Annotated in this window: 19 protein-coding genes and 9 tRNA genes; 15 read left to right on the forward strand and 13 right to left on the reverse strand. The window is 40.9% G+C overall.

Annotated features, from left to right (window positions below; all coding sequences use genetic code 11):
- Positions 1-19: 19 nt before the first annotated feature.
- Positions 20-235: a DUF3820 family protein gene (locus GKR61_RS15275; protein WP_132495526.1), complete on the forward strand. Its 216-nt coding sequence runs from the start codon at positions 20-22 to the stop codon at positions 233-235.
- A gap of 22 nt (positions 236-257) precedes the next feature.
- On the opposite strand, the gene GKR61_RS15280 is transcribed toward GKR61_RS15275, so the two are convergent.
- From GKR61_RS15280 to gltX, 4 genes are all read right to left on the reverse strand, one after another.
- Positions 258-1598, reverse strand: a complete 1341-nt coding sequence (locus GKR61_RS15280) for a flavin monoamine oxidase family protein (RefSeq protein WP_132495524.1) — start codon at positions 1596-1598, stop codon at positions 258-260.
- A gap of 212 nt (positions 1599-1810) precedes the next feature.
- Positions 1811-1886 (reverse strand) — tRNA-Ala (locus GKR61_RS15285).
- A gap of 49 nt (positions 1887-1935) precedes the next feature.
- Positions 1936-2011 (reverse strand) — tRNA-Ala (locus GKR61_RS15290).
- A 194-nt stretch (positions 2012-2205) separates the two neighbouring features.
- Positions 2206-3627, reverse strand: a complete 1422-nt coding sequence (gene gltX, locus GKR61_RS15295; RefSeq protein ID WP_108478553.1) for a glutamate--tRNA ligase — start codon at positions 3625-3627, stop codon at positions 2206-2208.
- Positions 3628-3982: 355 nt separating this feature from the next.
- Between gltX and GKR61_RS15300 the strand changes: the two genes are divergently transcribed.
- From GKR61_RS15300 to GKR61_RS15330, 7 genes are all read left to right on the forward strand, one after another.
- A tRNA-Val gene (locus GKR61_RS15300) sits at positions 3983-4058 on the forward strand.
- Between the two features lie 27 nt (positions 4059-4085).
- A tRNA-Val gene (locus GKR61_RS15305) sits at positions 4086-4161 on the forward strand.
- 31 nt (positions 4162-4192) lie between these two features.
- Positions 4193-4268: transfer RNA gene (locus GKR61_RS15310), tRNA-Val, on the forward strand.
- Between the two features lie 42 nt (positions 4269-4310).
- A tRNA-Lys gene (locus GKR61_RS15315) sits at positions 4311-4386 on the forward strand.
- Positions 4387-4430: 44 nt separating this feature from the next.
- A tRNA-Lys gene (locus tag GKR61_RS15320) sits at positions 4431-4506 on the forward strand.
- Between the two features lie 21 nt (positions 4507-4527).
- A tRNA-Val gene (locus tag GKR61_RS15325) sits at positions 4528-4603 on the forward strand.
- 1390 nt (positions 4604-5993) lie between these two features.
- Positions 5994-6287 carry a helix-turn-helix domain-containing protein gene (locus tag GKR61_RS15330; protein WP_036949379.1) on the forward strand — a complete coding sequence of 98 codons (294 nt, stop codon included), beginning with the start codon at positions 5994-5996 and terminating at the stop codon, positions 6285-6287.
- 244 nt (positions 6288-6531) lie between these two features.
- Here the strand turns inward: GKR61_RS15330 and GKR61_RS15335 are convergent, their stop codons facing one another.
- From GKR61_RS15335 to GKR61_RS15355, 5 genes are all read right to left on the reverse strand, one after another.
- Positions 6532-8259: a potassium/proton antiporter gene (locus GKR61_RS15335; RefSeq protein ID WP_071992124.1), complete on the reverse strand. Its 1728-nt coding sequence runs from the start codon at positions 8257-8259 to the stop codon at positions 6532-6534.
- Positions 8260-8627: 368 nt separating this feature from the next.
- Positions 8628-9296 carry a methionine ABC transporter permease gene (locus GKR61_RS15340; protein ID WP_036949317.1) on the reverse strand — a complete coding sequence of 223 codons (669 nt, stop codon included), beginning with the start codon at positions 9294-9296 and terminating at the stop codon, positions 8628-8630.
- Complete coding sequence (locus GKR61_RS15345) at positions 9293-10306, reverse strand: methionine ABC transporter ATP-binding protein (protein ID WP_154639887.1); 1014 nt, start codon at positions 10304-10306, stop codon at positions 9293-9295. Before GKR61_RS15345 ends, GKR61_RS15340 begins: the two co-directional genes overlap by 4 nt.
- Before the next feature lie 3 nt (positions 10307-10309).
- Positions 10310-11770: an FAD/NAD(P)-binding protein gene (locus GKR61_RS15350; protein ID WP_036949323.1), complete on the reverse strand. Its 1461-nt coding sequence runs from the start codon at positions 11768-11770 to the stop codon at positions 10310-10312.
- A gap of 4 nt (positions 11771-11774) precedes the next feature.
- The gene (locus GKR61_RS15355; RefSeq protein WP_154600218.1) at positions 11775-12908 is read right to left on the reverse strand and encodes a CMD domain-containing protein; all 1134 of its coding nucleotides are present in this window, start codon (positions 12906-12908) and stop codon (positions 11775-11777) included.
- 242 nt (positions 12909-13150) lie between these two features.
- On the opposite strand from GKR61_RS15355, the gene GKR61_RS15360 reads away from it, so the two are divergent.
- Complete coding sequence (locus GKR61_RS15360; protein WP_036949328.1) at positions 13151-13993, forward strand: MetQ/NlpA family ABC transporter substrate-binding protein; 843 nt, start codon at positions 13151-13153, stop codon at positions 13991-13993.
- A gap of 157 nt (positions 13994-14150) precedes the next feature.
- Positions 14151-14888 (forward strand): cyclase family protein, encoded by a 738-nt coding sequence (locus GKR61_RS15365; RefSeq protein WP_108478557.1) that lies wholly within the window; start codon positions 14151-14153, stop codon positions 14886-14888.
- 49 nt (positions 14889-14937) lie between these two features.
- Here the strand turns inward: GKR61_RS15365 and GKR61_RS15370 are convergent, their stop codons facing one another.
- Positions 14938-16173 carry an SLC13 family permease gene (locus GKR61_RS15370; RefSeq protein ID WP_108478558.1) on the reverse strand — a complete coding sequence of 412 codons (1236 nt, stop codon included), beginning with the start codon at positions 16171-16173 and terminating at the stop codon, positions 14938-14940.
- Positions 16174-16381: 208 nt separating this feature from the next.
- On the opposite strand from GKR61_RS15370, the gene GKR61_RS15375 reads away from it, so the two are divergent.
- On the forward strand, positions 16382-16798 hold the full coding sequence (locus GKR61_RS15375; protein WP_108478559.1) for a GNAT family N-acetyltransferase: 417 nt from the start codon (positions 16382-16384) through the stop codon (positions 16796-16798).
- Positions 16799-16824: 26 nt separating this feature from the next.
- Here GKR61_RS15375 and GKR61_RS15380 read toward each other — a convergent pair whose 3' ends face one another.
- Both GKR61_RS15380 and GKR61_RS15385 read right to left on the reverse strand, forming a co-directional pair.
- The gene (locus GKR61_RS15380) at positions 16825-17196 is read right to left on the reverse strand and encodes a hypothetical protein (protein ID WP_036949337.1); all 372 of its coding nucleotides are present in this window, start codon (positions 17194-17196) and stop codon (positions 16825-16827) included.
- Between the two features lie 114 nt (positions 17197-17310).
- A tRNA-Arg gene (locus GKR61_RS15385) sits at positions 17311-17382 on the reverse strand.
- Between the two features lie 392 nt (positions 17383-17774).
- On the opposite strand from GKR61_RS15385, the gene mlaA reads away from it, so the two are divergent.
- Positions 17775-18524, forward strand: coding sequence for a phospholipid-binding lipoprotein MlaA (gene mlaA, locus GKR61_RS15390; protein WP_036949340.1), 750 nt, complete (start codon positions 17775-17777; stop codon positions 18522-18524).
- A gap of 525 nt (positions 18525-19049) precedes the next feature.
- Here the strand turns inward: mlaA and fadL are convergent.
- Entirely contained in the window at positions 19050-20375 is a 1326-nt protein-coding gene (gene fadL, locus GKR61_RS15395) for a long-chain fatty acid transporter FadL (protein WP_108478560.1), read from the reverse strand.
- Positions 20376-20727: 352 nt separating this feature from the next.
- Between fadL and GKR61_RS15400 the strand changes: the two genes are divergently transcribed.
- The 3 genes from GKR61_RS15400 (at position 20728) to fadJ (ending at position 24818) form a co-directional block, all read left to right on the forward strand.
- Positions 20728-21024 (forward strand): YfcZ/YiiS family protein, encoded by a 297-nt coding sequence (locus GKR61_RS15400; protein ID WP_080675607.1) that lies wholly within the window; start codon positions 20728-20730, stop codon positions 21022-21024.
- A gap of 264 nt (positions 21025-21288) precedes the next feature.
- Positions 21289-22608: an acetyl-CoA C-acyltransferase FadI gene (fadI, locus tag GKR61_RS15405; protein WP_154639888.1), complete on the forward strand. Its 1320-nt coding sequence runs from the start codon at positions 21289-21291 to the stop codon at positions 22606-22608.
- Complete coding sequence (gene fadJ / locus GKR61_RS15410; protein ID WP_154609516.1) at positions 22608-24818, forward strand: fatty acid oxidation complex subunit alpha FadJ; 2211 nt, start codon at positions 22608-22610, stop codon at positions 24816-24818. Before fadI ends, fadJ begins: the two co-directional genes overlap by 1 nt.
- The last annotated feature ends 198 nt before the right edge of the window (positions 24819-25016 follow it).

Consider the following 25016-nt stretch of genomic DNA (forward strand, 5'->3'; position numbering starts at 1 on the left):
CTAAAACAAGAGCGGATAAATGGAAAAACAAGACTTACTCGATATAGCCAATACATCGATGCCATTTGGTAAATATAAAGGTTGTGTCCTGATTGATCTTCCTGAGGAATACTTGCTGTGGTTTTATAAAAAAGGGGAGTTTCCTGCAGGGCGATTAGGGGAATTGATGGAGATGACTCTTGGGCTGAAGATAGAAGGGCTAGATAGCATTGTTAAGCCCCTAAAACGAAAGTAAGGGTTAGAGGCTTAATCGATAATTAAAGCGTATTAAGCAGGCTGTTGGCGGCATCTATACCCGATTGATAAGCACCGTGTACGGTACCAGCTCCTGATAGTGCTAAATGTTCTCCTGCAAAGAAAACTTTGTTATCAATAGGCTGTTTTAATTGGGCAATTTGATCCGCTGAATAGTTAGGTGCGGGGTAGCTAAACGAGCCATAAGCGTAAATATCTTTTTCCCACTCGGTTTTTATCAGCTGTATAGGTGCGGGTACATTATCAAATACCTTACTGAGCGATTGTTGCAGTTCATGCCATGCGGCGTATTCATCACACTCTTCAAGCCATTTTGCGGACAACCCACCAAATAAAAACAGCAACGTTGGTTTTTGGTAAATCGCGCTTACATCCATAAAATTTAGCCAATAATCAGACTCATGAATATACATACTATTGACGTTGTTGAGTGAATTTTTACGCCAAAAAGCCTGTTCAAAGGTGACAAATAACTTGTTGAATACACCGAAACCTAACTGATGAATAGCTTCTTGAGTTTTTTCAGGCAGTGCAGGCGTAAAATGAATTTTGTTTTTCTTCAACACCCCTAGCGGTACGGTGACAACGACTTTATGGGCATTGAATTGTTGTCCATTAAGCGTGGTGATAGTGACATAATTATCTAAGTAATGAATATGTTCAACTGGATGGTTAAGGCGAATATCCAGCCCATTTGATAGCGTTTCGATAATTTGGGAATATCCGCGAGGGAAGATCACTTCATCGCCTTCACAAAAGCCTTCAAGTTGTAAAAAATAGGGAGATAATGTCTCTAATGTGCAAGCACAGGGATCTTCAGCGATAACTTCAAAAAACTCATGTAAACCTGTTTGTAGCTGTTCAAACAGGGATTGACTTGCATGGTGGTCTACTGTCAATAAATGGTGGAATTCAGGGCTTTGCAACCAACTATTTAACGCTTCGGCTGCATTGTTAAATTGGCAGGGTGATGAAATGGTTTCAAACTGTTCCATTAAATAGTCAAGACCCGCTTCAAAAGCCTCTTTTTCGTTCTCACACAAAACCAAGCCATTTTTTTTATAGAAAATAGCGTCTTGGTAATTGAAAACAACGGTTTGAATATGGTGCTGTTGTGCGATTGCACTGATTGGATTGTCGGTAATACCGTGGATCCAAGAAGCGCCTAAATCATAAAATTGGTTATCAATTTCACGCGTATGAATACGCCCACCAAGACGGTCGCGTGCTTCTAAGATAAGGACTTTTTTATGTTGGGGGGGTTGTGACTGTAATTGATTTGCGACTGATAAACCTGAAACGCCTGCTCCTATCACAATGATATCGGCATCTATGTGTGGCATAACTCACCTAGTTGAAATGGAATAGGGACGATGTGCGATGAGACATCTGAATAATTCTATTTAAATAAAATTATAAGCTAATTATATATGAGTAAATCAAATGTGAATAGACGGTACAGTAGGGGAAAGTGAGTTAGGCTAAATTATTAAGATAAACTGCAAATAGAATTTGGAAAAGGAAAGAGTGAATTAAAGGGAGATAAGAAAGAGTTTGGTGGAGCTAAGCGGGATCGAACCGCTGACCTCTTGCATGCCATGCAAGCGCTCTCCCAGCTGAGCTATAGCCCCAAACGTAGTCTTTTGTTATGAAATTCAGCCATCTAAACTGGTTTTTAGATGGTGGAGCTAAGCGGGATCGAACCGCTGACCTCTTGCATGCCATGCAAGCGCTCTCCCAGCTGAGCTATAGCCCCAAACAAAATCTTTTGGACGGGAGGCATCATATTCAAGCTCGATTGGAGTGTCAATATATTAATATGTTTTTCGGGTTTAACTGCTGAAATATAGAACATTTTGCAATCAATTCCCATTTAATGCGGGAGCTGAAAAGCAAACTGCCTCTTAAGTTAAGAGGCAGTAAAATAGAAAGGCTTCTTAATTTAGAAAATTATTGTGCGGATGCTTCGCGTTCTGCGATAAACGCTAATGCTTTTTCGATACGAGCTACAGAACGAGCCTGACCGATAGCATGAACGGTAACATCTAACCCAGGTGATTGGCCTGCACCAGTTACCGCTACACGTAAAGGCATTCCCACTTTACCCATACCCACATCTAATTCAGCCGCGGTCGCTTCAATCGCTTGATGGACATTCTCGGCCGTCCAATCGGAAATAGCGATTAATTTGTCTTTCACCACTTCTAATGGCTGACGTGCAACTGGGCGTAAGTGTTTTTTCGCTGCATCAGCATCAAACTCTTCAAAGTCCTGATAGAAGTAGTGGCAAGATTCCGCCATTTCTTTCAGTGTCTTACAGCGCTCACCCAGTAATTTGATTAACTCAACTAACTGTGGACCTGTGCTGGTGTCGATATTTTGCTGTTCGATATGCCATGCAAGGTAGGTTGCCACTTCTTCAGCTGGCAGAGTATTGATGTAGTGATGGTTCAGCCACTGTAATTTCTCAGTGTTGAATGCACTCGCTGATTTGCTGATAGCATCAAGAGAAAAATATTCTTTCATTTCTTCAATTGAGAAGATCTCTTGGTCGCCGTGTGACCAGCCTAAGCGTACTAAATAGTTTAATAGTGCTTGTGGCAGGTAACCGTCATCGCGATATTGCATAACGCTAACAGCGCCATGGCGTTTAGACAGTTTTTTACCATCATCACCTAAAATCATCGAAACGTGAGCATATTCAGGCACTGGCGCGCCTAATGCTTTGAGAATGTTGATTTGGCGAGGGGTGTTATTGATATGGTCTTCACCACGAATGACGTGGGTAATTTCCATATCCCAGTCATCAATAACGACACAGAAGTTGTAAGTTGGAGAACCATCGGTACGACGGATGATTAAGTCATCCAGCTCTTGGTTGCTAAATTCAATTGGACCACGAATGGTGTCATTGAAAATTACAGAACCGTCTTGTGGGTTACGGAAGCGAACAACATGCGGTTCTGCCGCAGTGTGGTTATGTTCATGGTCACGGCAACAACCGTCATAGCGAGGTTTTTCGCCTTTTGCCATTTGTTCTTCGCGTAACGCTTCTAAACGCTCTTTAGAGCAGTAGCAGCGGTAAGCGGTACCTGCTTCTAACATGGTATCAATTACCGCATTGTAGCGGTCGAAACGCTTAGTTTGATAGTAAGGACCTTCATCCCAATTTAAATTCAACCAGTTCATACCGTCCATAATGGCGTCGATAGCTTCCTGAGTTGAACGTTCTAAGTCGGTGTCTTCAATACGCAGGACAAATTCGCCCTGATTGTGGCGACTATATAACCAGGAATACAGGGCGGTACGAGCACCACCAACGTGCAAGTAGCCAGTTGGGCTTGGTGCAAAACGGGTTTTGATTTTACTCATCGAGATTGCCTTAATTGCGAAACGTTGTTTCTTATGCGCTTATGTTCATCGTAAGCATTGCTAAAAGTTCCTCTATTCTATCACCCTGTAGTGAATCCTCAATCTGCTTCTCTCTATACAGATAAAGAAAATCATCAAATTGGGAAAATAACCGCTGAAATTTTTAGTCTGGTGAGCTTCGGATGATTTTTTTCTAATAAAATTTAGTAGGATAATGTAGTTAATTGATTAAAAAGGGTACTTCTTAGGTGATAATTAAAACATCTTGATTATTTTTGCAACGAACAGAAAAAATCTATTCAAAAACCGTTGACTCAGAACGCAGTATCCCTATAATGCACCTCCATCGACGACGGGGCGATTAGCTCAGTTGGTAGAGCACCTCCCTTACAAGGAGGGGGTCAGTGGTTCGAGCCCGCTATCGCCCACCACCGTTGACGATGAAAACATAAATGATTGGGCGATTAGCTCAGTTGGTAGAGCACCTCCCTTACAAGGAGGGGGTCAGTGGTTCGAGCCCGCTATCGCCCACCAATTATTTATGACAATGTGGTTATTATGAAGTGGGCGATTAGCTCAGTTGGTAGAGCACCTCCCTTACAAGGAGGGGGTCAGTGGTTCGAGCCCGCTATCGCCCACCACTTCATCTTTTCTTGCATTAAAAACAATTCAGAAATACAGATGGGTCGTTAGCTCAGTTGGTAGAGCAGTTGACTTTTAATCAATTGGTCGCAGGTTCGAATCCTGCACGACCCACCATCTAAATGAAATAAGTCATTCAAGCAGTACAGATACTTGAATATGGGTCGTTAGCTCAGTTGGTAGAGCAGTTGACTTTTAATCAATTGGTCGCAGGTTCGAATCCTGCACGACCCACCATCAAGTACAGCGTCATGAAGTGGGCGATTAGCTCAGTTGGTAGAGCACCTCCCTTACAAGGAGGGGGTCAGTGGTTCGAGCCCGCTATCGCCCACCACTTCATCATTCTAAAAAAGCGCCTCTCTAAAAACGTCAATTGAAGATATAACTTACTGATTTTAGTTAATTTGCGTATAGTTACATTCAATAAATTTTCATCATCCTCTCTCTATGATCCTTCGTTGATTTTGCTTAAATATTCATATTACTCATTAAGTATTATTCCTATTAAGATTGAATATGGCGTTATATTGACCATTATATTATTAATATAAACTTTTGTTTTTTTTATGAATCAATATATTCAATGAAACGATAACGAGATTTTTCCTTGCATTGAATAAGTCTCAATTTGGTTAAAATCAAAATCTAGTTAATAAAAATAAAGAATGTTAACGCCTTAAGTGAAATTACCTAAATGGAGATGTTAAAGGATTAATGCATTAATAGTTTTATCTGAAATGAATTTTTATTTAAAACTATGGCGGTAATGTAACTGCGTTAGAAACTAAATTATGCGATACCCATGAACAGCCTTATGTTGGTTTGGATTAAATAAATTATTAAGAATATTCTTAGATGATATTAAAGAAATAACAAACAAAACTTTCATTGATATTACAGTAAAAGAATATCTTCAAAGTAGTATATTAGTGAATAATTCTAGCTATTCACGTTTTGATAATCTTAAAGTTCAATAATTTCTGAGTGTTCATGTATTCATAATATTAAAATAAGATTATCGATAATCAGTAATGTTCATATTTTTGTGATATTCATCAAGTAAAGTGAATGTTCGGCTTCCTTAACGTTAATGTTTTGTTATGTTGAATATGTAGGTGCATTAAATTCACTAAGTTACTTTAAAAATATAGCGTTTAATTAATTTGTAGCATGCGGTTCAAAAATGTAAGTTATTGATGTTTTATGTTGCAAAATAGTTATATATGTAAAACACATATTTTTTACTTTCTTTTACAGAAAATGCTCACTTAATGTGGTTTTTGACTCAAAAAACTACCAATGTTATCGTGAAACGATTAACTTTGTTACAGTGTTAAATTATTCTGTTTATTTCCTTTATTTTTGGATTTATTGGCGGGAAAGTGGTTGGTTTTTAGTGAATTGTCTTGCGATGTGCTCTTTCACCTGAGTTTACTCGGTGATATTCACTGGCTATCAATTTGCATAACAGATTGATAATTAAGGATTTATTTGCTAACTCGTCTTGTTTGTATAGAAAAAAATATTTTGTTACATAGTTGCAATGTCATTTTTGGACTAGTTGAAACTAATTAGAAGGCTAGTATATCATTCTCTTAGTGATGTTGGATGTATCACCATGTTTTTATCGATGAACTATATAGTACATATAAAATAACAATGAAAATGGCAGAAAATACCTGCTGATTTTTATTCAATTAATATAGATTGAAGCGAGAATGTTTATGAATACAAAATATCCTGTCGCTTGTGCAGTTGGACAAAAAATTAAGTCTTTAAGAAAAGCTCAAGGCTATACGGTTTTCCAATTAGCTAAAGAGATCGACATCAGTGAACAACAACTATTTCGTTATGAACGAGGTGTGAATCGTATTGATATAGATTGCTTAGTTCGCGTATTAAAGGTACTAGGCGTAAATATGGGTGAGTTCTTCAGTGAAGTTCTCCAGGATGATATCAACGCGTCTGAGGAAAGAGAATCTAAAGGGTTTAACGACTCACTTTATTCTCTCGTATAATATCTATTCCATGTATACGTTTCATAATGAAACAAATTAAGTACAGTAATTAAATTGTTTCAATTGAGAACGATAAAATTAATTAACTCAAGTTAGTTAGTAAAAGTCATTGAATATATTAATCTCCCTCTTATATAGAGTACTTGCAAAAATAAAAGCCCCTTTGGGGCTTTTATTTTTTATGCATACAATTTAGAAAATAAGCGTGGAAAAATGAAAATGGATTATCACTATTTTTAACATATTATTCCTGCTGGATTTTTACTGGCTCTAAAATAACAGTAACGATACGTGGGCCGATCATTTCATCAATTTTTATTTGTATGCCATCTAGCTTAATCACATCCCCTTGAGAGGGTTCATTTTCAGTATTGACGTGAATAAATTGATTGAGTGTTTTATCGGAATCAACTTCAATCAAAATCCCATATGACTCATAAATTTCATTTAATCGCGTTGTGCCTTTTAAGCTTAAACCTGATTCAGGTAGCTCCATAACGGTTGGTTCTGAAGAAGTTTGTTCGGAGAATAATCTTTCTAAGAATAGGCGACTTTGCGGTTTTAGTACGACAAACAAATGATCATTCGCCATTAAGATTGTTGAGCCGCGTGGTGGCAATACACTTTTTTCTCGGGTGATCATCGCAATCACGGTTTGGTCAGGCAGGGCTAATTGAGATAACCTTCGTCCTACCGCAGAGCAGTCCTCGCCCAGCGTATATTCGACCAAGTCAGCATCAATCTGGTCGACAGCAGTAATATCTAATGTCGCAGCGGGCAGAAGCGGTGGTGGTTGCATAAGATTTAACTTGCGAGCAAAGTAAGGCAGCGTGGAACCTTGTAGCGTTGCAGAAATGAGTACCACGAAGAAAACAACATCAAAAATGAGGTTGGCCCCCGGTAACCCAAAAATGAAGGGGAAAATAGCCAAAATAATCGGAACAGAGCCTCTTAGTCCAACCCAGGAGATAAGTGCTATCTCATTTCGAGTGAAGCGAAATAGTTTGAGTACAGGGACAACCGCCAACGGTCTTGCAACAAAGGTTAATACCAGCGCAATGAGCAACCCTTCCTGCCATACCTCAATTAATGAGCTAGGGTTAACCAATAAGCCTAACATCACGAACATGATGATTTGGCTTAACCATGCCAGCCCATCATGGAATAGAAAGGTATTGCGCTGGAAAACAAATGAGTGATTACCAATAACCACACCCGTGACAAAAATAGATAAGAAGCCACTTCCATCTAAATTACTGGCGACACCGAATGAAAACAAACCACAAGCCGCCACTAAAACGGGATAAAGACCTGCCGCAAGTAACTTAATTTTGTTGATGATCTTTATTGAAATCCAACCAACACCTACCCCTACAGCAGCACCAATTCCCATTTGGCTAACAAATAATAAAGCTAATTCACTGCCAGAGGCTTGTGGGTTCATTAGTAGTTGCAGTAGTCCAACGGTTAAAAATATGGCCATGGGGTCGTTGGTTGCACTCTCTATCTCTAAAGTCGCCTGTAAACGCTCATTTAGGTAAATGCCTGCATTGCGTAGCAGTGAAAATACGGCGGCGGCATCCGTTGAGCCAACAATGGCGCCTAAAAGCAACCCTTCAAGAAGTGGAATACCTAAAATATAGGCAGCGGCTAACCCAGTGATACCCGCAGTAATCAAAACACCAACGGTAGCTAAGGTGAATGCAGGTTTCCAGACTAGCTTAATTGATTTTACTGAGGTTTGTAGCCCACCATCGAAAAGGATTAGAGCAAGGGCGAGAGAGCCAACAGCATAAGATACATTGACGTTATCAAAGGTAATTTTCCCTAAGCCATCCTCACCTGCCAGCATGCCAATAAAGAGAAACATAACCAACATTGGCAAACCAAGTCTTGCAGACAATTTACTCGAAAAAATACCGAGTAAAATCAATATGGATGAAAGCAATATAAGTTGTTCGATAGTCGGCATAATCAGTTTTCAGTTAGAGGTTAATAAAACGCTGACGATGCATCGTAAAGCGCGCGAGGTAGCTAAAGATGTTATCAAAGTGACTAAAATATACATTTCATAGTGTTTTTGGTCTCAAGTGGTCAAATAAACATTATGATGTATAGTATTATGATTATATATGAATCATTTAAAATATATTGGTATTTTACTGCATTTTTTAAAATTTAATTTTTAGAAATAGCCTGTTTTTTTATTAAACTCGTATTAATAGCGACTTTTTTATGTGTAAATATTTTTTGCGGAGGAATTGAAAAGGGAAGAGAGATGGTTAATTGTATGAAAAATAAATAAAAGTCGATGAAGATATTTCATCGACTTTATATTAACTAGTGAAAACGCGCCTTTCTTGCCAAAGTGTCACCAATAAACTGTATTCCTTGCACGATAATCACCAAGGTCACAACCGTAATTGCCATAGCAACATTATCAAAGCGTTGATAACCGTAATTTAGCGCAAGATCACCAACACCGCCGCCACCAACGGCTCCAGCCATCGCCGTTGCCCCAACCAGCGTTATACTGGCAGCCGTTAAGCTTAAAATTAATGATGACTTTGCTTCCGGTAGAATAAAGTGCCAAACAATTTGCCAGTTGGTCGCCCCCATTGCATCGGCAGCTTCAATAATACCCGAATGGACACTGAGCAATGAATTCTCAACCAATCTTGCCGTATATGGCGCAATATAAATGACTAAAGGGACTATCGCCGCGGTGGTGCCAATAGATGTTCCTACCACAAAGCGTGTTAATGGGATTATAGCCACTAATAAAATAATAAAAGGTAGTGAACGGAATATATTAATAATAGGGTTAATAACGCGATAAATACGTTTGTTTTCCCAAATTCCGTCTGGGCGAGTAATAACTAATAAAATTCCCAATAAGATCCCGAATAGCGAACCGAGGACAAGCGCAATACTCACCATAGTGAATGTTTCTGACATGGCCAATAAAAATTGTTTACTTGTCAGTGCTGTTTCAAAAAACTCACTCATACTGTCCCCTTATTCACTGCAACGCCACGATGGCGTAAATAGGCTACGGCTTCATCAATGTGCTGTTTATCGCCTAACATCTGAACAAACATACTGCCTAAAACGACGCTGTTGATCTCTTTCATGTTGGCAAATAGGATATTGATTTTAATAATATTTTTGATAATAAGTTCATTCACCACAGGCTCTTGAGCGGATTTGCCTAAAAATTCTAATCGATATACATCCTCTTGATGTTCAAGCTGATGGAGTACACGCTCCGGAATTTTTTCATTGAGCACAGTACCCACAAATTTTTGCGTGGTTGGATGTTGAGGATTGGCAAAAATATCAAGTACTGTGCCTTCTTCAACAATGCGACCGGATTCCATGACGGCGACACGATGACAAATCTGCTCAATGACTTCCATTTCATGAGTGACCAATAAAATGGTAATTTTCTGCTCACGATTGATTTTTTGCAGTAATGCCAAAATAGAGGCGGTGGTTTGCGGATCCAAGGCAGAGGTTGCCTCATCACACAGCAAGATTTGTGGATTATTAATCAACGCTCTCGCTATTCCAACACGCTGTTTTTGCCCACCAGAAAGCTGGTTAGGGTATTGGTGTTTCTTATCGCTTAATTCAACGTATTCAAGAATGTTATCTACGCGACGGGCAATTTCGTGCTTATCAATGCCAAGTAAAACCAGGGGCATAGCAACATTCTGTTCGACAGTCTTGGTTTCCAACAAATTGAAATGTTGGAAAATCATTCCGATACTTTTTTTATGTGTCCGTATTTGCGATGGGGTATGCTCCGCCAAATTGTGCTGATCGACCTTGATGGCGCCACCGGTAGGCTTTTCTAATTGATTGACTAAGCGGATCAAGGAACTTTTACCTGCACCGCTATAACCAATAAAACCAAAAATATCACCTTTATTGATATGCAAATTAATATCTTGTAGAGCGACTAAGGATTGCCCATTTTTTTCATAAATCTTTTGGACATTGTTAAATTCAATCATCCTTTACTCCACATTTTCAATCAGTTGTACACGCTGAGCGGGTGGTAAGGCAGGTTGCCATTCATCACCTAATAACTCATTTTCTGTACTGGTTTTAACCAACTCAAGGTGCTGTTGCCGATGGGCTAGATACAACTTGGCAGCAATATGATCCGCTAAACGCTCAGCTCCGGTATTGGTGCCTGGGATCAAGCCAATTAAGGGACCCATGCTGAGCGAAGCGCTTAAATTGAAGCAATAAAAGTGGTCGATAAACGGAAACTCGTAACCCGATTTTGCTTGCAATTCAAAGTGTTCACCAAGATAGGGATGCGCGGCAAGTTCATCATTTTCCTCACCTTTAGGTGGGGTATAAACATCTCTCCACGTTTTAATAAACGGCGCTAGGCGATGAAATGGGCTGTATTTTTGCCAATTTAGTCGGTAGCCAGTCGCTAAAATGAGGTAATCAAAAGAGAAATCCCCTTGGTTGGTGGAAACGTGCAATTTATTCTCTTTGACGGTGACATCATTGACTTGTGTATTGAAGTTAAAATAAGCATGTGTATGACGAGAAACTCGTAGTGTACTACCATGAGGGGCAGGGGTTTTCGCTTTCAAAACATAATCGGCATAATGCCATTTTTGCGCATCGGTAAAATACCCATAGGCATTGGTAAAACCGGCACTTCCGGCGACCTTTCCTCGGTTTACTCGCGGCATCTCTTTTGCTCGGATCAACAACTCAACAGACTTAGCACCATGTTCTAATGCAGTGGCTGAACTGTCCATAGCTCCCGCACTGTAGCCTACAACGCCAATATCGAGCCCGTTAAATCTCTCATAGTTGCTACCCGCATATGAATGCTCCCAGTATTGAGTTGGAATTTTATTCATAAATTCTGGGATGTTAGGCTCGCTAAATGATTCCATGCCGGTTGCAATGACAACATGCTGAGCAACAAAAGAGGTTTGTCCATTGGGAGTATCAAACGTTAACTCACGGCCTTGAGGGATTAATTTAACATCGACTAATTGGTGCTGATTTAGCAGTGTGGGTGCCGTCATGGTTTTAAACCATTGTAGGTACTCACCCCATTGTAAGCGTGGGATTTTATCGAGATTTTCCCACACATCATCGCCAAATTGAGCTTTAAACCAGGCTTGGAATGTTAAAGAGGGGGATGCAAGAGCAGGGCCGACAACCTGTTTAGGTGACCGCAAGGTTTCCATCAAGGCTGGCGTTTGCCAAGGACCTTCTTTGCCTGAGGGCGCTTGGTCAAAAACGATAGCGTTAATTCCCCGTAATTTTAAGGCAAAAGCCGCCGTTACTCCCGACATTCCCCCACCGATAATGGCGACATTAATCTTTTGTTTATCAAGATCTTCATCTGACAACGACCATGAGCTAATCGGTAAATTAAGATACTGCAAATCCTGATTTATTTGCGCCTCTAGAGCCGCTAATCCAATGACCTTATCCATGGTATTACTCCTTATTTTCAGGGAGTTCAAACGGTTCTCCCAATGTCAGCATTAAGCGATTAGCCCATGAAAAAAATGCACTGGATTGAATTAAATCGAGTAACTCTAGTTCCGTTAACCCTAATGAGCGTAGCTGATCGATTTGCTCAACTGAGGCTTGAATAGGCGTAGTAGAGAGCGAAGCAACAAGAGAAACGATAGCTAAAAGCCTCGATTCATAGCCTTCAGCAAGCACATTTCCTGCGGGTGTCGCCAGCAGTTTCTCGATATCACCGAGATGTTCTTTTGCATACTGGCTAGCTTTGCGCGCATGAACTGAAGCGCAATAAATGCAGCCATTCACTTTACTGACCGCAGCAGCAGCAAACTCTCTCTCCCAGCGAGGTAGCCCACCTGAGGTATAAAAAATACCTCGGTCTATCTGTGTACGTAGCGCTAAAATCTCGCTTTGATGAGCTAACAGAAGGAAATATTCAGAATTTAATTGCCCATGTTTTTTCAGCGTTTGAGTTTCATCGTCACTTAACGAATTGACATCTCGCGCAGATAACCAAGACTCCCAACCTAATTGCTGCTGTGTAAAGGCGGTCGGTGATGGTTGCCCTAACTGTGTTGTCGTTGCGTGGTTCCAATTTCCTGCCAAAATTGGAAAGTGTTGGTCTGCTTTATTATCTGAATTCTGGCTTTGTCCAATTAATAATTCCAGGCCAGCAACTAAGCGGGATTGATAAGTGACAAAGGTAATTAACTGAGCCAATAAAATAATATCGGGCTCAGACCATCCTTGCTGAATAAATTGTTGTGTTAAAGCATAATCAGCTTGATTTGGATTGCTGGTTAATACTCGCAGATATTTCTCTGCAAGCGTAATCTCAGGTGTTATTTCGACGATGGATTGTGATGATAATAATTCAGCATAATATTTTGCGAGTAATATTGAACCAGTAATTTTCGCCACGGAAAGCGCAAAATAGTATTTCACATTTAGAGGCAATATTTGAGATGGCACAGAAAAAACAGCCTCAAAAGCGGCTTGAGTATTTTCTGTTGCAACCGGTCTTTCTGCGCGGTTTTTCGCTAATTCTGAGTCTGGTGTCAGGTTAAGAATATTGTTAATTAAATCAAATTTTACTGTCATAAATAACTCACTTTATTTAAATTTTTTTATCTCCTTCATTACATATCAATCACATCATTATTCGAACTACCATTTTGTTATATCGTTATAACCATTTTGGTTTGATTCATTTTTATATTCATTTCTATTTAAGTTATAACGAACGGATCTAAGACGTTAAATAAATCCTGTTTATACTCCGGTCGATTGGCAATATTAAAAGCTGAAAGTAATTAAAAAGTAATCACCATAGGAAATTTCAAATGTTCAAACAAAAAATAATAAATTTATCTTTAGTGGCAACCGCAATCATTTTATTGGCAGGATGTGGTGATAATAAAGAAAAAGACAGCTCAGATAAAAAGCAAATTACTATTGGCTTCGGTGTTGGGAATTATATCGACCAAGTCGATAAAGGCATTGTACCTATTTTAGAGAAAAAAGGTTACCAAGTGACGTTACGTCAGTTTTCACAAAACAGGCAAATTAACCCTGCATTTGAAGAAGGGGCAATTGACGCATCAGTAAACCAAAGTCGCGCTTATATGGAAGCGTATAACCAAAAAAATAATATTAATATGGTCGCATTGGCCGATTCACCAAGCGCACCGCAGAGTTTACGTTCGAATAAACACAAAACGCTGAATGATGTGCAAGATGGCATGATTGTCGCGCTGTCAAATGACCCTGTAAACGCGGAACGTGGAGCTCGAATTTTAGAGCAACTGGGTTGGATTAAAATCAAACCGAATGTCAGTACGCTCAGCTTTAGCGTCAATGACATTGAACCTGCAAAATATAAGCTCGATATCCGTGAAACAGATGCCGCGCAAGGTTTACGTCTATTGGATGATGTGGATTTTGTAGTAGTGAATGGTAATTATGTGGCGAGTGCAGGGCAGCGTATTGCGGATGGTTTGGTTGTTGAAAATTCACCGCTTGAGCATCGCGTTGTGGTTTCTGTGCTACAAAAAGATCTCGACACTCAATGGGCTAAAGATTTAAAAGAGGCTTTTGAATCAAAAGAGTATGCAGATTATATTCGCTCTCAGCGTATTTATGATGGTTTTATTGAACCTGCTGCATGGGCAAATTATTCTAAATAATATTCGAATCTTCGTTGCCAATTTGGTGAAAAATTGGCAACGGATTGTTTAGAAAGATAGACAAACGTCATAGAGTTGGTTATTACCTATTCAGAATAAATAAAAATAGCAAAATAAAATTGTCTTGATAAAGACTAAAACCAGATAGGGGAAAATGATGGCTAACGAAGTTTTAAATGCACTAAAGGTATTAAAATCCAAAAAATGGGTGGATTTAACGCACAGCTTTGATAAAGATTCTCCTCATTTCTTTATGTTTGACTCTGCAGAATTTAAAACATTATTTGGCTACTCTGACGGCTTTTTTGCTCAGCAATTTACCTTTCCTGGGCAATACGGCACGCATATTGACGCGCCTTGCCATTTTGTTGAAGGAAAACGCTTTTTACATGAATTGGAGCTGCAAGAGTTAGTCTTACCGCTGATCGTTATCAACCAATCTGAGCGAGCGGCACAAGACCCTAATTTTGCATTTTCTCGCGAAGATGTTTTAGCTTTCGAGCGTGAACATGGGCGAATCGAACCGGATAGTTTTGTAGCACTACGCACAGATTGGCATAAGCGCTGGCCTTCTCAAGAAGCCATGGATAATAAAGACGCAGAAGGTAATAATCAAATCCCGGGATGGGGTATGGATGCGCTCAAATTTTTATTTGAAGAGCGTGGCATTAAAGCCATTGGGCATGAGACATTTGATACTGATGCAGCGAAAGATTTTCGCCAAAATAACGCGCTATTAGGTGAATATTACGTATTAGAACAAGATACTTACCAAATAGAGTTGATGGCGAATTTAGATCAATTACCGACTCGTGGTGCTGTGATTTTTAATATTGTGGCGAAACCCAATAATGCTAGTGGGTTTCCTGTGCGCTCATTTGCTATTCTTCCCTGAAAATCCTAAACGCCTTTCTCAGTTAAATAGGCTGAGAAAGGCGTTAGTTTTATAACGCGAATAAAATCCATGCAGTGGCTAATAGCATACAGAGAACGGCAACAATTCCCCCAGATTTTGCAAATTCTGAGAATGAAATTTTCACACCATAAGCCGCCGCTTGTTCCACAACAATAATGCCCGCCAAGCTACCAAACACAAACAAGTTACTGGAAAAACCAGAGCCAAGGACTAATGCGGCGCCTAATGCATCAGCGTTACCGTCAGGCGTTAAAAAAGGCACCAGCAGCATGACAGAGGGGTTATTTCCGACAATAGTGCTGAGAACGCCGGTTACTAAAAATAGAATGAATGGGTTATTGAGTTCAACACCATGAGCGCGTAAATCATTCAACATTTGCTGCGGTAATCCTGTTCCAGCAAATGCCGCGTTGACGACAAATAATCCCATGATTAATAGTAATAAATTCCCATCCACTAACTTAAGCATATCGCTAGATGCAATGGAACGGTTCAGTAATAGGAAACCCGCTGCCGTTAATGCGATTAACTCTTTTGGTATATCACTCACCACAAAAGCCACAATCACGGCGAGTGTGATCACACCGGCTTTAGCAGTTTCCCATGTATCGAGTGGTGTTGGAGGAGAGACCGTTTTAGGGGTATTAGTCGGCTCTTTAGCTAAGTACCAGCGGTTGCGATATAACCACACCAATACCAGCCAGGTGAGCGGTAAAGATAATAATGCCGGTATTGCCGAGGATTGTAATAAGCCCACAAAGGAAATATCTAGCCCCTGTGCCGCGATCATATTTTGCGGGCTACCAATCAGCGAGCCGGTTGCACCGTTGTTGGCGGCAAAACAGAATCCAAGCAGAAACGGAATGGGGTTAAGCCCGCGAGATAGTGTGATGGAGACCAATAATGGTGTCATCGCGACGACAACCACGTCGTTGGTTAACAGTGCGGAAAGTAATCCGCCAACGGCGATCAGTACGGCAAGCAGTGTAGGCGCACTGACTTTGAGCATCGCCACGCGATCGGCGGTCCAACTATAAAAGCCGGAAACCACAAACGAAGCGGAGACCACCATCAAACCAAATAGCATGCCGATAGTGCGGTAATCAATGGCATTCCAGGCATGAGGTGGCGTGATGCTGTCGATGGCCATCATGGCTAATGCACCGATGACGGCGGCGCCCGTTCTATCAACTTTAAAGCCGGGTAGTTTGCCAAATGCCATGGCGATATAGACCAACACAAAAATAATAATGGTAAGCGTCATATTATTCACATTTTTTCTGAAAGATTAGGGGGATTTTACGGTGAATAAAATTACAGGCAAGATAAAAAATGTTTAGTTTTTAATTAAGTAAATGGTGTCTAACTAGGATATTCGTAATACGATGTTATACGGACAGTAAGCGATAATTAATTTGTTGGCGGGATGTTTTCTACATCATAAAAATACCGATAAATAAAATGAGGTTGTTATGAAAGTTACAGTTACACATGATATTACCCCTGAAGATAAAGAAGAGTTATTTACTGGTCTAAGAAGCTACAACCGATCTTTTTTGCAAAATAGCTATTTTGGGCAACTTGGTGTGTATAGCAAGGATGAAAATGGGATCATGCAGGGTGGGCTTCTCGCGTCAATTAAAGGTCGATGGTTATGTATTGATTATCTGTGGGTGGATGAGTCAATGCGTAAGAATGGATTAGGTAGCCAATTAATGCACGTCGCAGAAGAAGAGAGTAAAAAACTCGGCTGCCACAATGCATTAGTGGATACTTTTAGTTTCCAAGCTTTGCCATTTTATGAAAAACTGGGTTACGTGAAACAAATGTCTCTCCCTAATTTTCCGGAATTAGGCATGCAACGCCATTATCTTTCTAAAGAAATATAACAATCCTCATGGCACCAGTTTATCTTTTAGTTCATGTGAGCTGATGGGTTTGTTGGTAAGGATTGGCTATCTATCCATTGAGATAATATTTGTTTTGCAGTTAATCTCAATGGTGTATTTGTCGCATTAGACGAATTTAAATATTGCGTAGAATATTCTAACAAGTATCCATTCTTAAAAATAAACCAGCGGTCTGTTATTTTTACTGTGGCTTCTGGTTGTTGTTTATCATGATAAACCATTAGCTGATAACCATCCTGCCTCGTTTGCTCATCCGGCGTTCCTTCTATTTGCATCACTTGGTTTGATGTCATCCCTGTCATAACAACAGAAGGCGATTTTTCCATCGTACAACCTATCAGAAGAATACCAATTAATAAGGCAAAAAGTGTTCGCATCGTGGTCAGTCCATCAAATAGGGATATAAGCAAAATACTATAGGGGAAGAAGTAAAAGCGAAATAGGGCGAAGAAAGATTGGGAAAGTTCTTGGGGGGGCTTAGTGCAGGAATCTGTCCCCTGCAGGAATCGAACCTGCAACTAGCCCTTAGGAGGGGCTCGTTATATCCATTTAACTAAGGGGACATTGAGATGCTGCGTAATAGCGCTTGGCATTTTACTGGCCACCCTCCATTGAATCAAGCTGTTACAGCCAAATTCTCTGCTTTTATCTTTTTTATTCTTTTCTTTGTTGGTTTTTTAAGCATCTTGCAGTTTAGCCTAAAATTATTTCAGATAAGTCTATCTCTATGTTAATGCACTAATTAATGACATTTACTGAAGCAACCCTGGCGTTTGGGGGGATTCGTATGTATTTCTTATGATAAGTTGATAATTAAATAGGTTATAATTATATCTATATGGCAATTAAACCACTCAAAACGCTTAACATGTTTTTCTATTTGCTTTTATGATAAAGCGATTAGTAATAACGATAAAAACACCATGGCAAGGTGGAATAAAGGATGGAGAGAATGATGAAGTTTCGCATAAGTAGCGTTCTTCTCGCGGGAGTTTTAATGGCTGGATGTGCGAGCGTTGACCCAGAAACGCAGCAGCGTTCAGACCCGTTAGAAGGCTTTAACCGAGCAATGTTTAACTTTAACTATAATGTCTTAGACCCATATGTCTTAAGACCTGTAGCCGTTGCTTGGAATGATTACGTGCCAATGCCTGCTCGAAACGGACTCAGTAACTTTCTTGGCAACCTTGAAGAACCGGCCAGTATGTTAAACAGCTTTTTCCGTGGAGAAGTGGAGCAAGGCTTTAAGCACTTTAACCGCTTCTTCTTAAACTCAGTGTTTGGTATCGGTGGCTTAATTGATGTTGCTGGCATGGCAAACCCTCAGTTAGTCAAAGAAGAGCCAAAGCGTTTCGGGAATACACTAGGCTACTATGATGTGGGTTATGGCCCATATGTGGTTTTACCGGGTTATGGCAGCGCAACATTGCGTGAGCAAGGTGGTGATCTAGCGGACGATCTCTACCCAATGCTGAGTTATTTAACTTTCTGGATGTCTGCGGGTAAATGGGCACTGGAAGGGATTGAAACCCGTGCAAGATTACTTGATTCGGATGGATTGCTGAAAAGCTCTTCCGACCCTTACTTAATGTTCCGCGAAGCTTACTTCCAACGTAATGATTTCTTATCAAGAGGGGGAACGCTGCAACCAGCAAATAACCCAAATGCGTCAGTCATTGAAGGAGAGCTGGATTCGATTGATTAATTAGTTGATCGATTGATTTGGTGGGGTTTATCACTCTCTATGTTTTTTTAGACATCAGAGAGTGATAAATAAACTGCTAGTCATTGTCCTGTTTTCCTCGTTGGATGACTGTGTCAATCACGGCACTGACGACTAACACGCTAACAAAGCTTATAGTGAATAATGTTCCCATAATGCCCTCCTATGTTTTTTCCATGATTTTCCTCAGATGGTAGCTTAGTGAGCAACTCTACTGCTTCTTCATGTCAAAAAAATGAAGGGCAGCATTGCAGTTAAAAATCGATATCAAAATGATTGAGTGGATATTTATGACTGGGATCAGTACATGAATAAGCCGCGGGAATGTTTTTAACAATAAAATAACATCGGGCTATAATTAATATATAAATCTGTACAAAAAAAAGTCAAGAAAAAATTTGGCTTGAGGATGTTTTTTCTGCGAAGAGCATAAAAGGAAAGTGGGCAAAGGAAGAGATAGAAAAGGAGATATCAGGGGAGCGAACTCCCCCGATAAGATATAACTGATTAGAATGTATAGTTAAAGTTAATACCTGCTAACCACGCTGAACCTTCTGATTTAAAGTTGTATACAGGTGAAGCGATAGGAAGTTTGTCACTTTCGATCAGTTTTTCACTGATATTGACTTTTTTACCGTACATATAAGCTAATCCAAGATCTACAGAGGCATTTGGTGTAAATGCATAGGTGGTTCCTGCAGTTAACCAATAACGATCTTGATCTGGGATGGAAATTGAACGGTATTTAGATGGTACCGGACTTTCATCGTAAGCAATACCCGTACGGAATGTCCAATTATCATCATAGAAATAGGTCGTACCGACAGCTAAACGCCATGCATCTTTAAAGTTTTCTGGTTTGTGGAACAGGACTTCACCATCACTTTTTCTATAAGCTGTTAAATCTTTGAAGGTGCTCCAGCCAGTATAGGCAACGCTATAGTGCAGCGCCCATTTAGGGTCAACTTTATGGTAGCCAGAGAACTCCCAGATATCAGGTAAATTTAAGTCTAAAGTTCCTTTCTCTGTTGCTCCACCAGTGCCGTTGAGTAGGCCTTTTGGTAGATCGTTAGAGAACTTACCATTTTCAAATTTTACTTTTACTTTTGAGCGGTAGGTAAAACTTAAACGGTTATCTTGGTTGATTTCATATAGTAAGCCAGCATTCCAGCCATAGCCCCAGTCATCACCTTTAAGCTTTGCCATAGTTGTACTTGCTGGGAAGGGGGGAAGTGCTCCGTGACTGATAATTGGCGCTAATGCACCTAAGTCACCAGCATGGCGAGTGATTTCAGCGTCAGCATAAACGGCATTCGCACCTACACCAAAACTAAAATTATCGTTAATACGATAAGCGCCACTTAAATTCAAGTTAACAGTTTTTAAATCCGTTTTTCCACCGATAGGGCCTGCTGCATAATTTTTATTAAAATCGGTAGCTAAACCAAAGTTAGTGGTCATTGAGGTACCGACAGCCCACTTATCATTAATTGGGAAGATAAAGTGTGCGTTAGGGACTAGCGCACTTGGGGCGATATCGTTGGCTGTAGTATTGCTATTAAGTGGTGAGCCACCTTTACCTTTAATATCAACACTTGGGTTAATGTGAACTGCACCAACAGAAATAGTTGGTCGATCAAATAACATCATTGCAGCTGGGTTGCGGCTGCCTTCACTTGCGTTGTCGCCGACGGCTCCTGCGCCTGAAAATGCACGTCCTAGGGCTGAGGTTGAATATTCATTCAGCAAAAAACCAGCTGCACTTGCATTGGAAGAAATAACAGCCACTGCGATTGCTAAAGCTGATCGAGCAAATAGGTTTTTCTGGTTCATGACCAACACCCTCTTGTATGTTTTATTTAAATAAGCGACTTCTATCGCAAGAAGCGCTGAATTGTAGGGTCGCTTGCCTCTACGACAAATCAGACCAGTTCAATGAGTATAGGTCTGACCACTGGGGATGTTGCAAGGTTGTTTTGTTTTTGTGCGATTTTTCTTTTCGAAAATGCGATGTAATTAACAAAATGGCAACATTTGTGTGAGCTTAACGAGTAATAAGTGCTCATATAAGGAGCTAGATCAAACTTATATTGAATTATTAGCAACTAAATTTGATATCACTAGTGTTTGGCACTTTTTCAGCGTTATGATACTTACTTAACAGTTTGTTCATTGGGAGAATAAAATGACTGATGCGATTAAACGTTGTAGCGCGGATGAAACAGCTGCGTGCTGCTGTGTAGATGTGGGTACAGTTCTGGAAAATAAAGATTGCACCGCATCGTATCAGCATGTTTTTGCGACTCAGCAAGAAGCTGAAGCGATGCTGAAAACACTCACAGAAAAAGCCAAATCTGTTGAGTCAGAACCGTGTGAAATTGCTCACTCAATCAACCCCGTTGCGGGTGGTGTAGAGTTATCGGCTCACTTTACATTTAGCTGTGAAGCAGAAAGTCTGATTTTCCAATTAGGCTTACGTTAATCAAACGTTTGAATTCCTTTTTGAAGCCCATTAACTCTATTATTTCGCGGATGCGTCATTTTTAGAAGTGAATGGGTTTTTTATTACTCAAAACTTACCTAATTTCCCCTCTTTATTGCCAATTAATTGTAACTTGTGTGTGAGCTCGCATTTTTTATCGACGCTGATTGATAAATGTGAAGAATATGTTAACAATCGATACAGGTCAGACCTCTTAATTTAATCACAACAATTCTACTTATTTTTCTTTTAGCAGGAGCGACCATGAATCAACTCTCCCACCATGGCGATAATAAGCATGCCGCAAAAGAAAGGATTGCTATCGTTAGTGGATTACGTTTGCCTTTTGCTAAGCAATCTACCGCTTATCTCAATATTCCAGCCGTGGATTTAGGCAAAACCGTCGTTGCAGAACTATTACATCGTAGTGATATTGACCCGTCGATTATTGAGCAATTGGTTTTTGGACAAGTGGTTCAAATGCCTGAAGCACCTAATATTGCGAGAGAAATTGTGTTGGGTACGGGTATGAGCGTATCGACGGATGCTTACAGTGTTTCTCGCGCCTGTGCGACCAGCTTTCAAGCGATTGTGAATGTCGCGCAAAGCATGATGGTGGGGGATATTTCCGTGGGTGTCGCGGGTGGCGCAGATTCATCCTCTGTGCTGCCTATCGGCGTATCAAAAAAGCTCGCAGCCACACTATTGGCGCTAAGCAAAGCCAAATCATTTGGGCAAAAATTATCGCTTATCAGTAAATTACGCCTGAAAGATTTAGCGCCAGTTGCACCTGGTGTCGCGGAATACTCCACTGGATTACGCATGGGAGACACCGCCGAACAGATGGCGAAAAGTTACCATATTAGCCGTGAGCAACAAGATGAATTAGCCCATCGTTCTCATTTGCTGGCTGCCAAAGCTTGGAAAAGCGGGGTGTTAGAGCAAGAAGTGATGACCGCATATATGCCACCTTACAAGCAGGCATTCTCGCAGGATAATAACGTGCGTGAAAATTCCGTGCTCGCTTCTTATGCGAAACTCAGACCTGCCTTTGATAGAAAACACGGTAGCGTTACCGCAGCCAACAGCACGCCATTAACGGATGGGGCGGCTGCTGTGTTGATGATGACCGAATCTCGAGCAAAAGCATTAGGTTATACCCCGTTAGGGTACATCAAAAGTTATGCTTTCTCGGCAATTGATGTGTGGGAAGATATGCTACTGGGACCATCCTATGCCACACCGATTGCCTTACAAAGAGCAGGGCTTACTCTGCAAGATTTGACTTTAATTGATATGCACGAAGCGTTCGCAGCTCAAACTCTCTCCAATATTCAAATGTTTGCCTGTCAAAAATTTGCCCAGGAAAAGCTTGGCTTGTCGAAGGCGATTGGGGAAATTGATATGGACAAATTTAATGTGCTGGGCGGTTCTATTGCTTATGGTCATCCTTTTGCCGCGACAGGGGCGAGAATGGTGACTCAAACATTGAATGAGCTACGTAGACGTGGTGGCGGGTTTGGGCTAACTACCGCTTGTGCGGCGGGTGGGCTTGGTGTGGCAATGATTTTGGAGGCGGAATAATGACGCAACATTCAGCAGTCATCACAGAACCTGCATTCACGTTAAAGGTAGTCAATGGCAATGTTGGGGTGATTTATATTGATGTTCCTAATGAAAAAGTGAACACCCTAAAGGCGGAGTTTGCGCAGCAATTTCATGCCATTTTACAACAAGCACAATCGACATCTGGTCTGAAAGGATTGGTGATCACCTCCGGTAAAAAAGACAGTTTTATCGCAGGAGCAGATATTAGCATGATAGCTAACTGCACCAGTAAAGAGCAGGCGAGTGAGCTATCTAAGCAGGGGCACACTCTGTTCGATAAGATTGAAAATTATCCGCTGCCGATTATTGCAGCTATCCACGGCGCATGCCTAGGTGGTGGCTTGGAGTTAGCGCTCGCTTGCCATGCGCGCATTTGTTCTGATGACGATAAAACCAAACTGGGTTTACCTGAAGTGCAGTTAGGGTTACTGCCAGGATCCGGCGGCACTCAGCGTTTACCGCGTTTAATTGGGATCCCAAATGCCTTAGACATGATGCTGACAGGACGCCAATTAAAAGGTAAACAAGCGTTAAAAATGCGATTAATCGATGACGTAGTTCCGGTTTCGATTCTACTGGACACGGCGGTTGAGCTGGCGCAGAAAGGGGGCGTAAAACGTAAGCCTCTCCCTTGGCAACAGCGTTTACTCAGTAGCAAGTTATTGCGTAATAAAGTTTTCTCCAGCGCGAAAGAGAAAACATTAAGTAAAACCCAAGGACACTATCCGGCACCAGAAAAGATTATTCAGGTGGTGAAAGCGGGTATGAATAGCGGGCTAAAAACAGGATTCGCCGAAGAAGCCAAAGCGTTTGGTGAACTGGCGATGACACCAGAATCTGCCGCATTACGTAGTTTATTTTTTGCCTCTACCGCATTGAAAAATGAAACTGGGGCGGACGCTAAACCAAAAACTATCAAACAAGTGGGTGTGCTTGGTGGTGGCTTGATGGGCGGCGGGATCGCTTATGTGAGTGCGGTATTGGGTAAATATCCGGTACGCATTAAAGATATTTCGGACAAGGGTATCGCTCAAGCTCTGCGTTATAGCTGGGATCTGCTTTCTCAGCGAGTGAGTAAAAGGCGCTTACCGCCTCGGGAGCGGGATGCGATTATGGCTAGAATCTCGGGAACATTGACCTATCAAGGATTAGAGTCAGCAGACATTGTAGTGGAGGCTGTGTTTGAAGATCTGGCACTGAAACGTAAAATGGTGCAAGAAACCGCAAAAATGTCAGATGGCAAAGCGATTTTTGCCTCAAATACCTCTTCGTTACCTATCCATCGTATTGCGGAAGGTAGCCCTCATCCAGAGAAAGTGATTGGGCTGCACTATTTTAGTCCTGTGGATAAAATGCCGCTGGTGGAAGTGATCCCTCATCAGCAAACGGATGCCACTACTATCGCAACCACGGTTGCCTTTGCTAAGCGCCAAGGTAAAACAGCCATCGTCGTTGGTGATGATGCGGGCTTCTATGTGAACCGTATTCTGGCACCTTATTTGTGTGAAGCGGCTCAATGTCTTGTGGAAGGCGAGGCGATTGACCATATTGATAAGGCATTAGTGAAATTTGGTTTCCCTGTTGGACCTTTCCATCTACTTGATGAAGTGGGTATTGATGTTGGAACCAAAATTTTACCGATTCTCGTTGAACGTTTTGGCAACCGCTTTAAAGCCCCTGACGCTCTCGACAAAGTGGTCAACGATGACCGTAAAGGGAAGAAAAACGGTCGTGGTTTTTATGTTTACGGGCAGCCAAAAAGTAAGCTGGCTTTCTGGAAAAAATCCACAAAACGTCAAGTTGACCAGGGTATTTATTCACTGATTAACATTCACCCCTCAACGTCAACGAACCAAACGGATATTGCTCAACGCTGCGTTATGTTAATGCTCAATGAGGCTGCACGTTGTTTAGATGAGAAGATTATCCGTAGCGCGCGAGATGGGGATATTGGTGCGGTATTTGGAATTGGTTTCCCGCCATTCTTTGGGGGGCCTTTCCGTTATATGGATAGCCTTGGCCTCAGTAAAACCGTGGAAACGTTGCAACATTTAGCGGAAAAACATGGTGATAAGTTTGTGCCATGCGACTTATTGATTGAAATGGCACAGTCTAATCGCACGTTTTATCCGGTGAATGATCATGAAAAAAATGCATCTTCAGCGGAAGAAAATAGTGATATTTAATAAGCGATAATCGCTGTCTAATCAACCTGATGCCACAGTTAAACGCTGTGGTTATCAGGTTTTTTTATGGCTGAATGACAAAAAATGTCAGTAAAAAACAATGTAAATCATTTTATTTGCAACGGGTTTGTTGCAGAATCTCTCCTCACCCCAACTGATGGTTATCTTTAACAATAATTATCTTAACAAAAAGACCCG

Origin of the sequence: Providencia sp. wls1916 (genome assembly GCF_009706585.1) — a bacterium.
Classification (GTDB): domain Bacteria; phylum Pseudomonadota; class Gammaproteobacteria; order Enterobacterales; family Enterobacteriaceae; genus Providencia; species Providencia lanzhouensis.

Coding starts and splice junctions, on each gene's coding strand:
- GKR61_RS15275 (WP_132495526.1), top strand. CDS start 20: ATGGAAAAACAAGACTTACTCGATATAGCCAATACATCGATGCCATTT.
- GKR61_RS15280 (WP_132495524.1), bottom strand. CDS start 1,598: ATGCCACACATAGATGCCGATATCATTGTGATAGGAGCAGGCGTTTCA.
- gltX (WP_108478553.1), bottom strand. CDS start 3,627: ATGAGTAAAATCAAAACCCGTTTTGCACCAAGCCCAACTGGCTACTTG.
- GKR61_RS15330 (WP_036949379.1), top strand. CDS start 5,994: ATGAATACAAAATATCCTGTCGCTTGTGCAGTTGGACAAAAAATTAAG.
- GKR61_RS15335 (WP_071992124.1), bottom strand. CDS start 8,259: ATGCCGACTATCGAACAACTTATATTGCTTTCATCCATATTGATTTTA.
- GKR61_RS15340 (WP_036949317.1), bottom strand. CDS start 9,296: ATGAGTGAGTTTTTTGAAACAGCACTGACAAGTAAACAATTTTTATTG.
- GKR61_RS15345 (WP_154639887.1), bottom strand. CDS start 10,306: ATGATTGAATTTAACAATGTCCAAAAGATTTATGAAAAAAATGGGCAA.
- GKR61_RS15350 (WP_036949323.1), bottom strand. CDS start 11,770: ATGGATAAGGTCATTGGATTAGCGGCTCTAGAGGCGCAAATAAATCAG.
- GKR61_RS15355 (WP_154600218.1), bottom strand. CDS start 12,908: ATGACAGTAAAATTTGATTTAATTAACAATATTCTTAACCTGACACCA.
- GKR61_RS15360 (WP_036949328.1), top strand. CDS start 13,151: ATGTTCAAACAAAAAATAATAAATTTATCTTTAGTGGCAACCGCAATC.
- GKR61_RS15365 (WP_108478557.1), top strand. CDS start 14,151: ATGGCTAACGAAGTTTTAAATGCACTAAAGGTATTAAAATCCAAAAAA.
- GKR61_RS15370 (WP_108478558.1), bottom strand. CDS start 16,173: ATGACGCTTACCATTATTATTTTTGTGTTGGTCTATATCGCCATGGCA.
- GKR61_RS15375 (WP_108478559.1), top strand. CDS start 16,382: ATGAAAGTTACAGTTACACATGATATTACCCCTGAAGATAAAGAAGAG.
- GKR61_RS15380 (WP_036949337.1), bottom strand. CDS start 17,196: ATGCGAACACTTTTTGCCTTATTAATTGGTATTCTTCTGATAGGTTGT.
- mlaA (WP_036949340.1), top strand. CDS start 17,775: ATGAAGTTTCGCATAAGTAGCGTTCTTCTCGCGGGAGTTTTAATGGCT.
- fadL (WP_108478560.1), bottom strand. CDS start 20,375: ATGAACCAGAAAAACCTATTTGCTCGATCAGCTTTAGCAATCGCAGTG.
- GKR61_RS15400 (WP_080675607.1), top strand. CDS start 20,728: ATGACTGATGCGATTAAACGTTGTAGCGCGGATGAAACAGCTGCGTGC.
- fadI (WP_154639888.1), top strand. CDS start 21,289: ATGAATCAACTCTCCCACCATGGCGATAATAAGCATGCCGCAAAAGAA.
- fadJ (WP_154609516.1), top strand. CDS start 22,608: ATGACGCAACATTCAGCAGTCATCACAGAACCTGCATTCACGTTAAAG.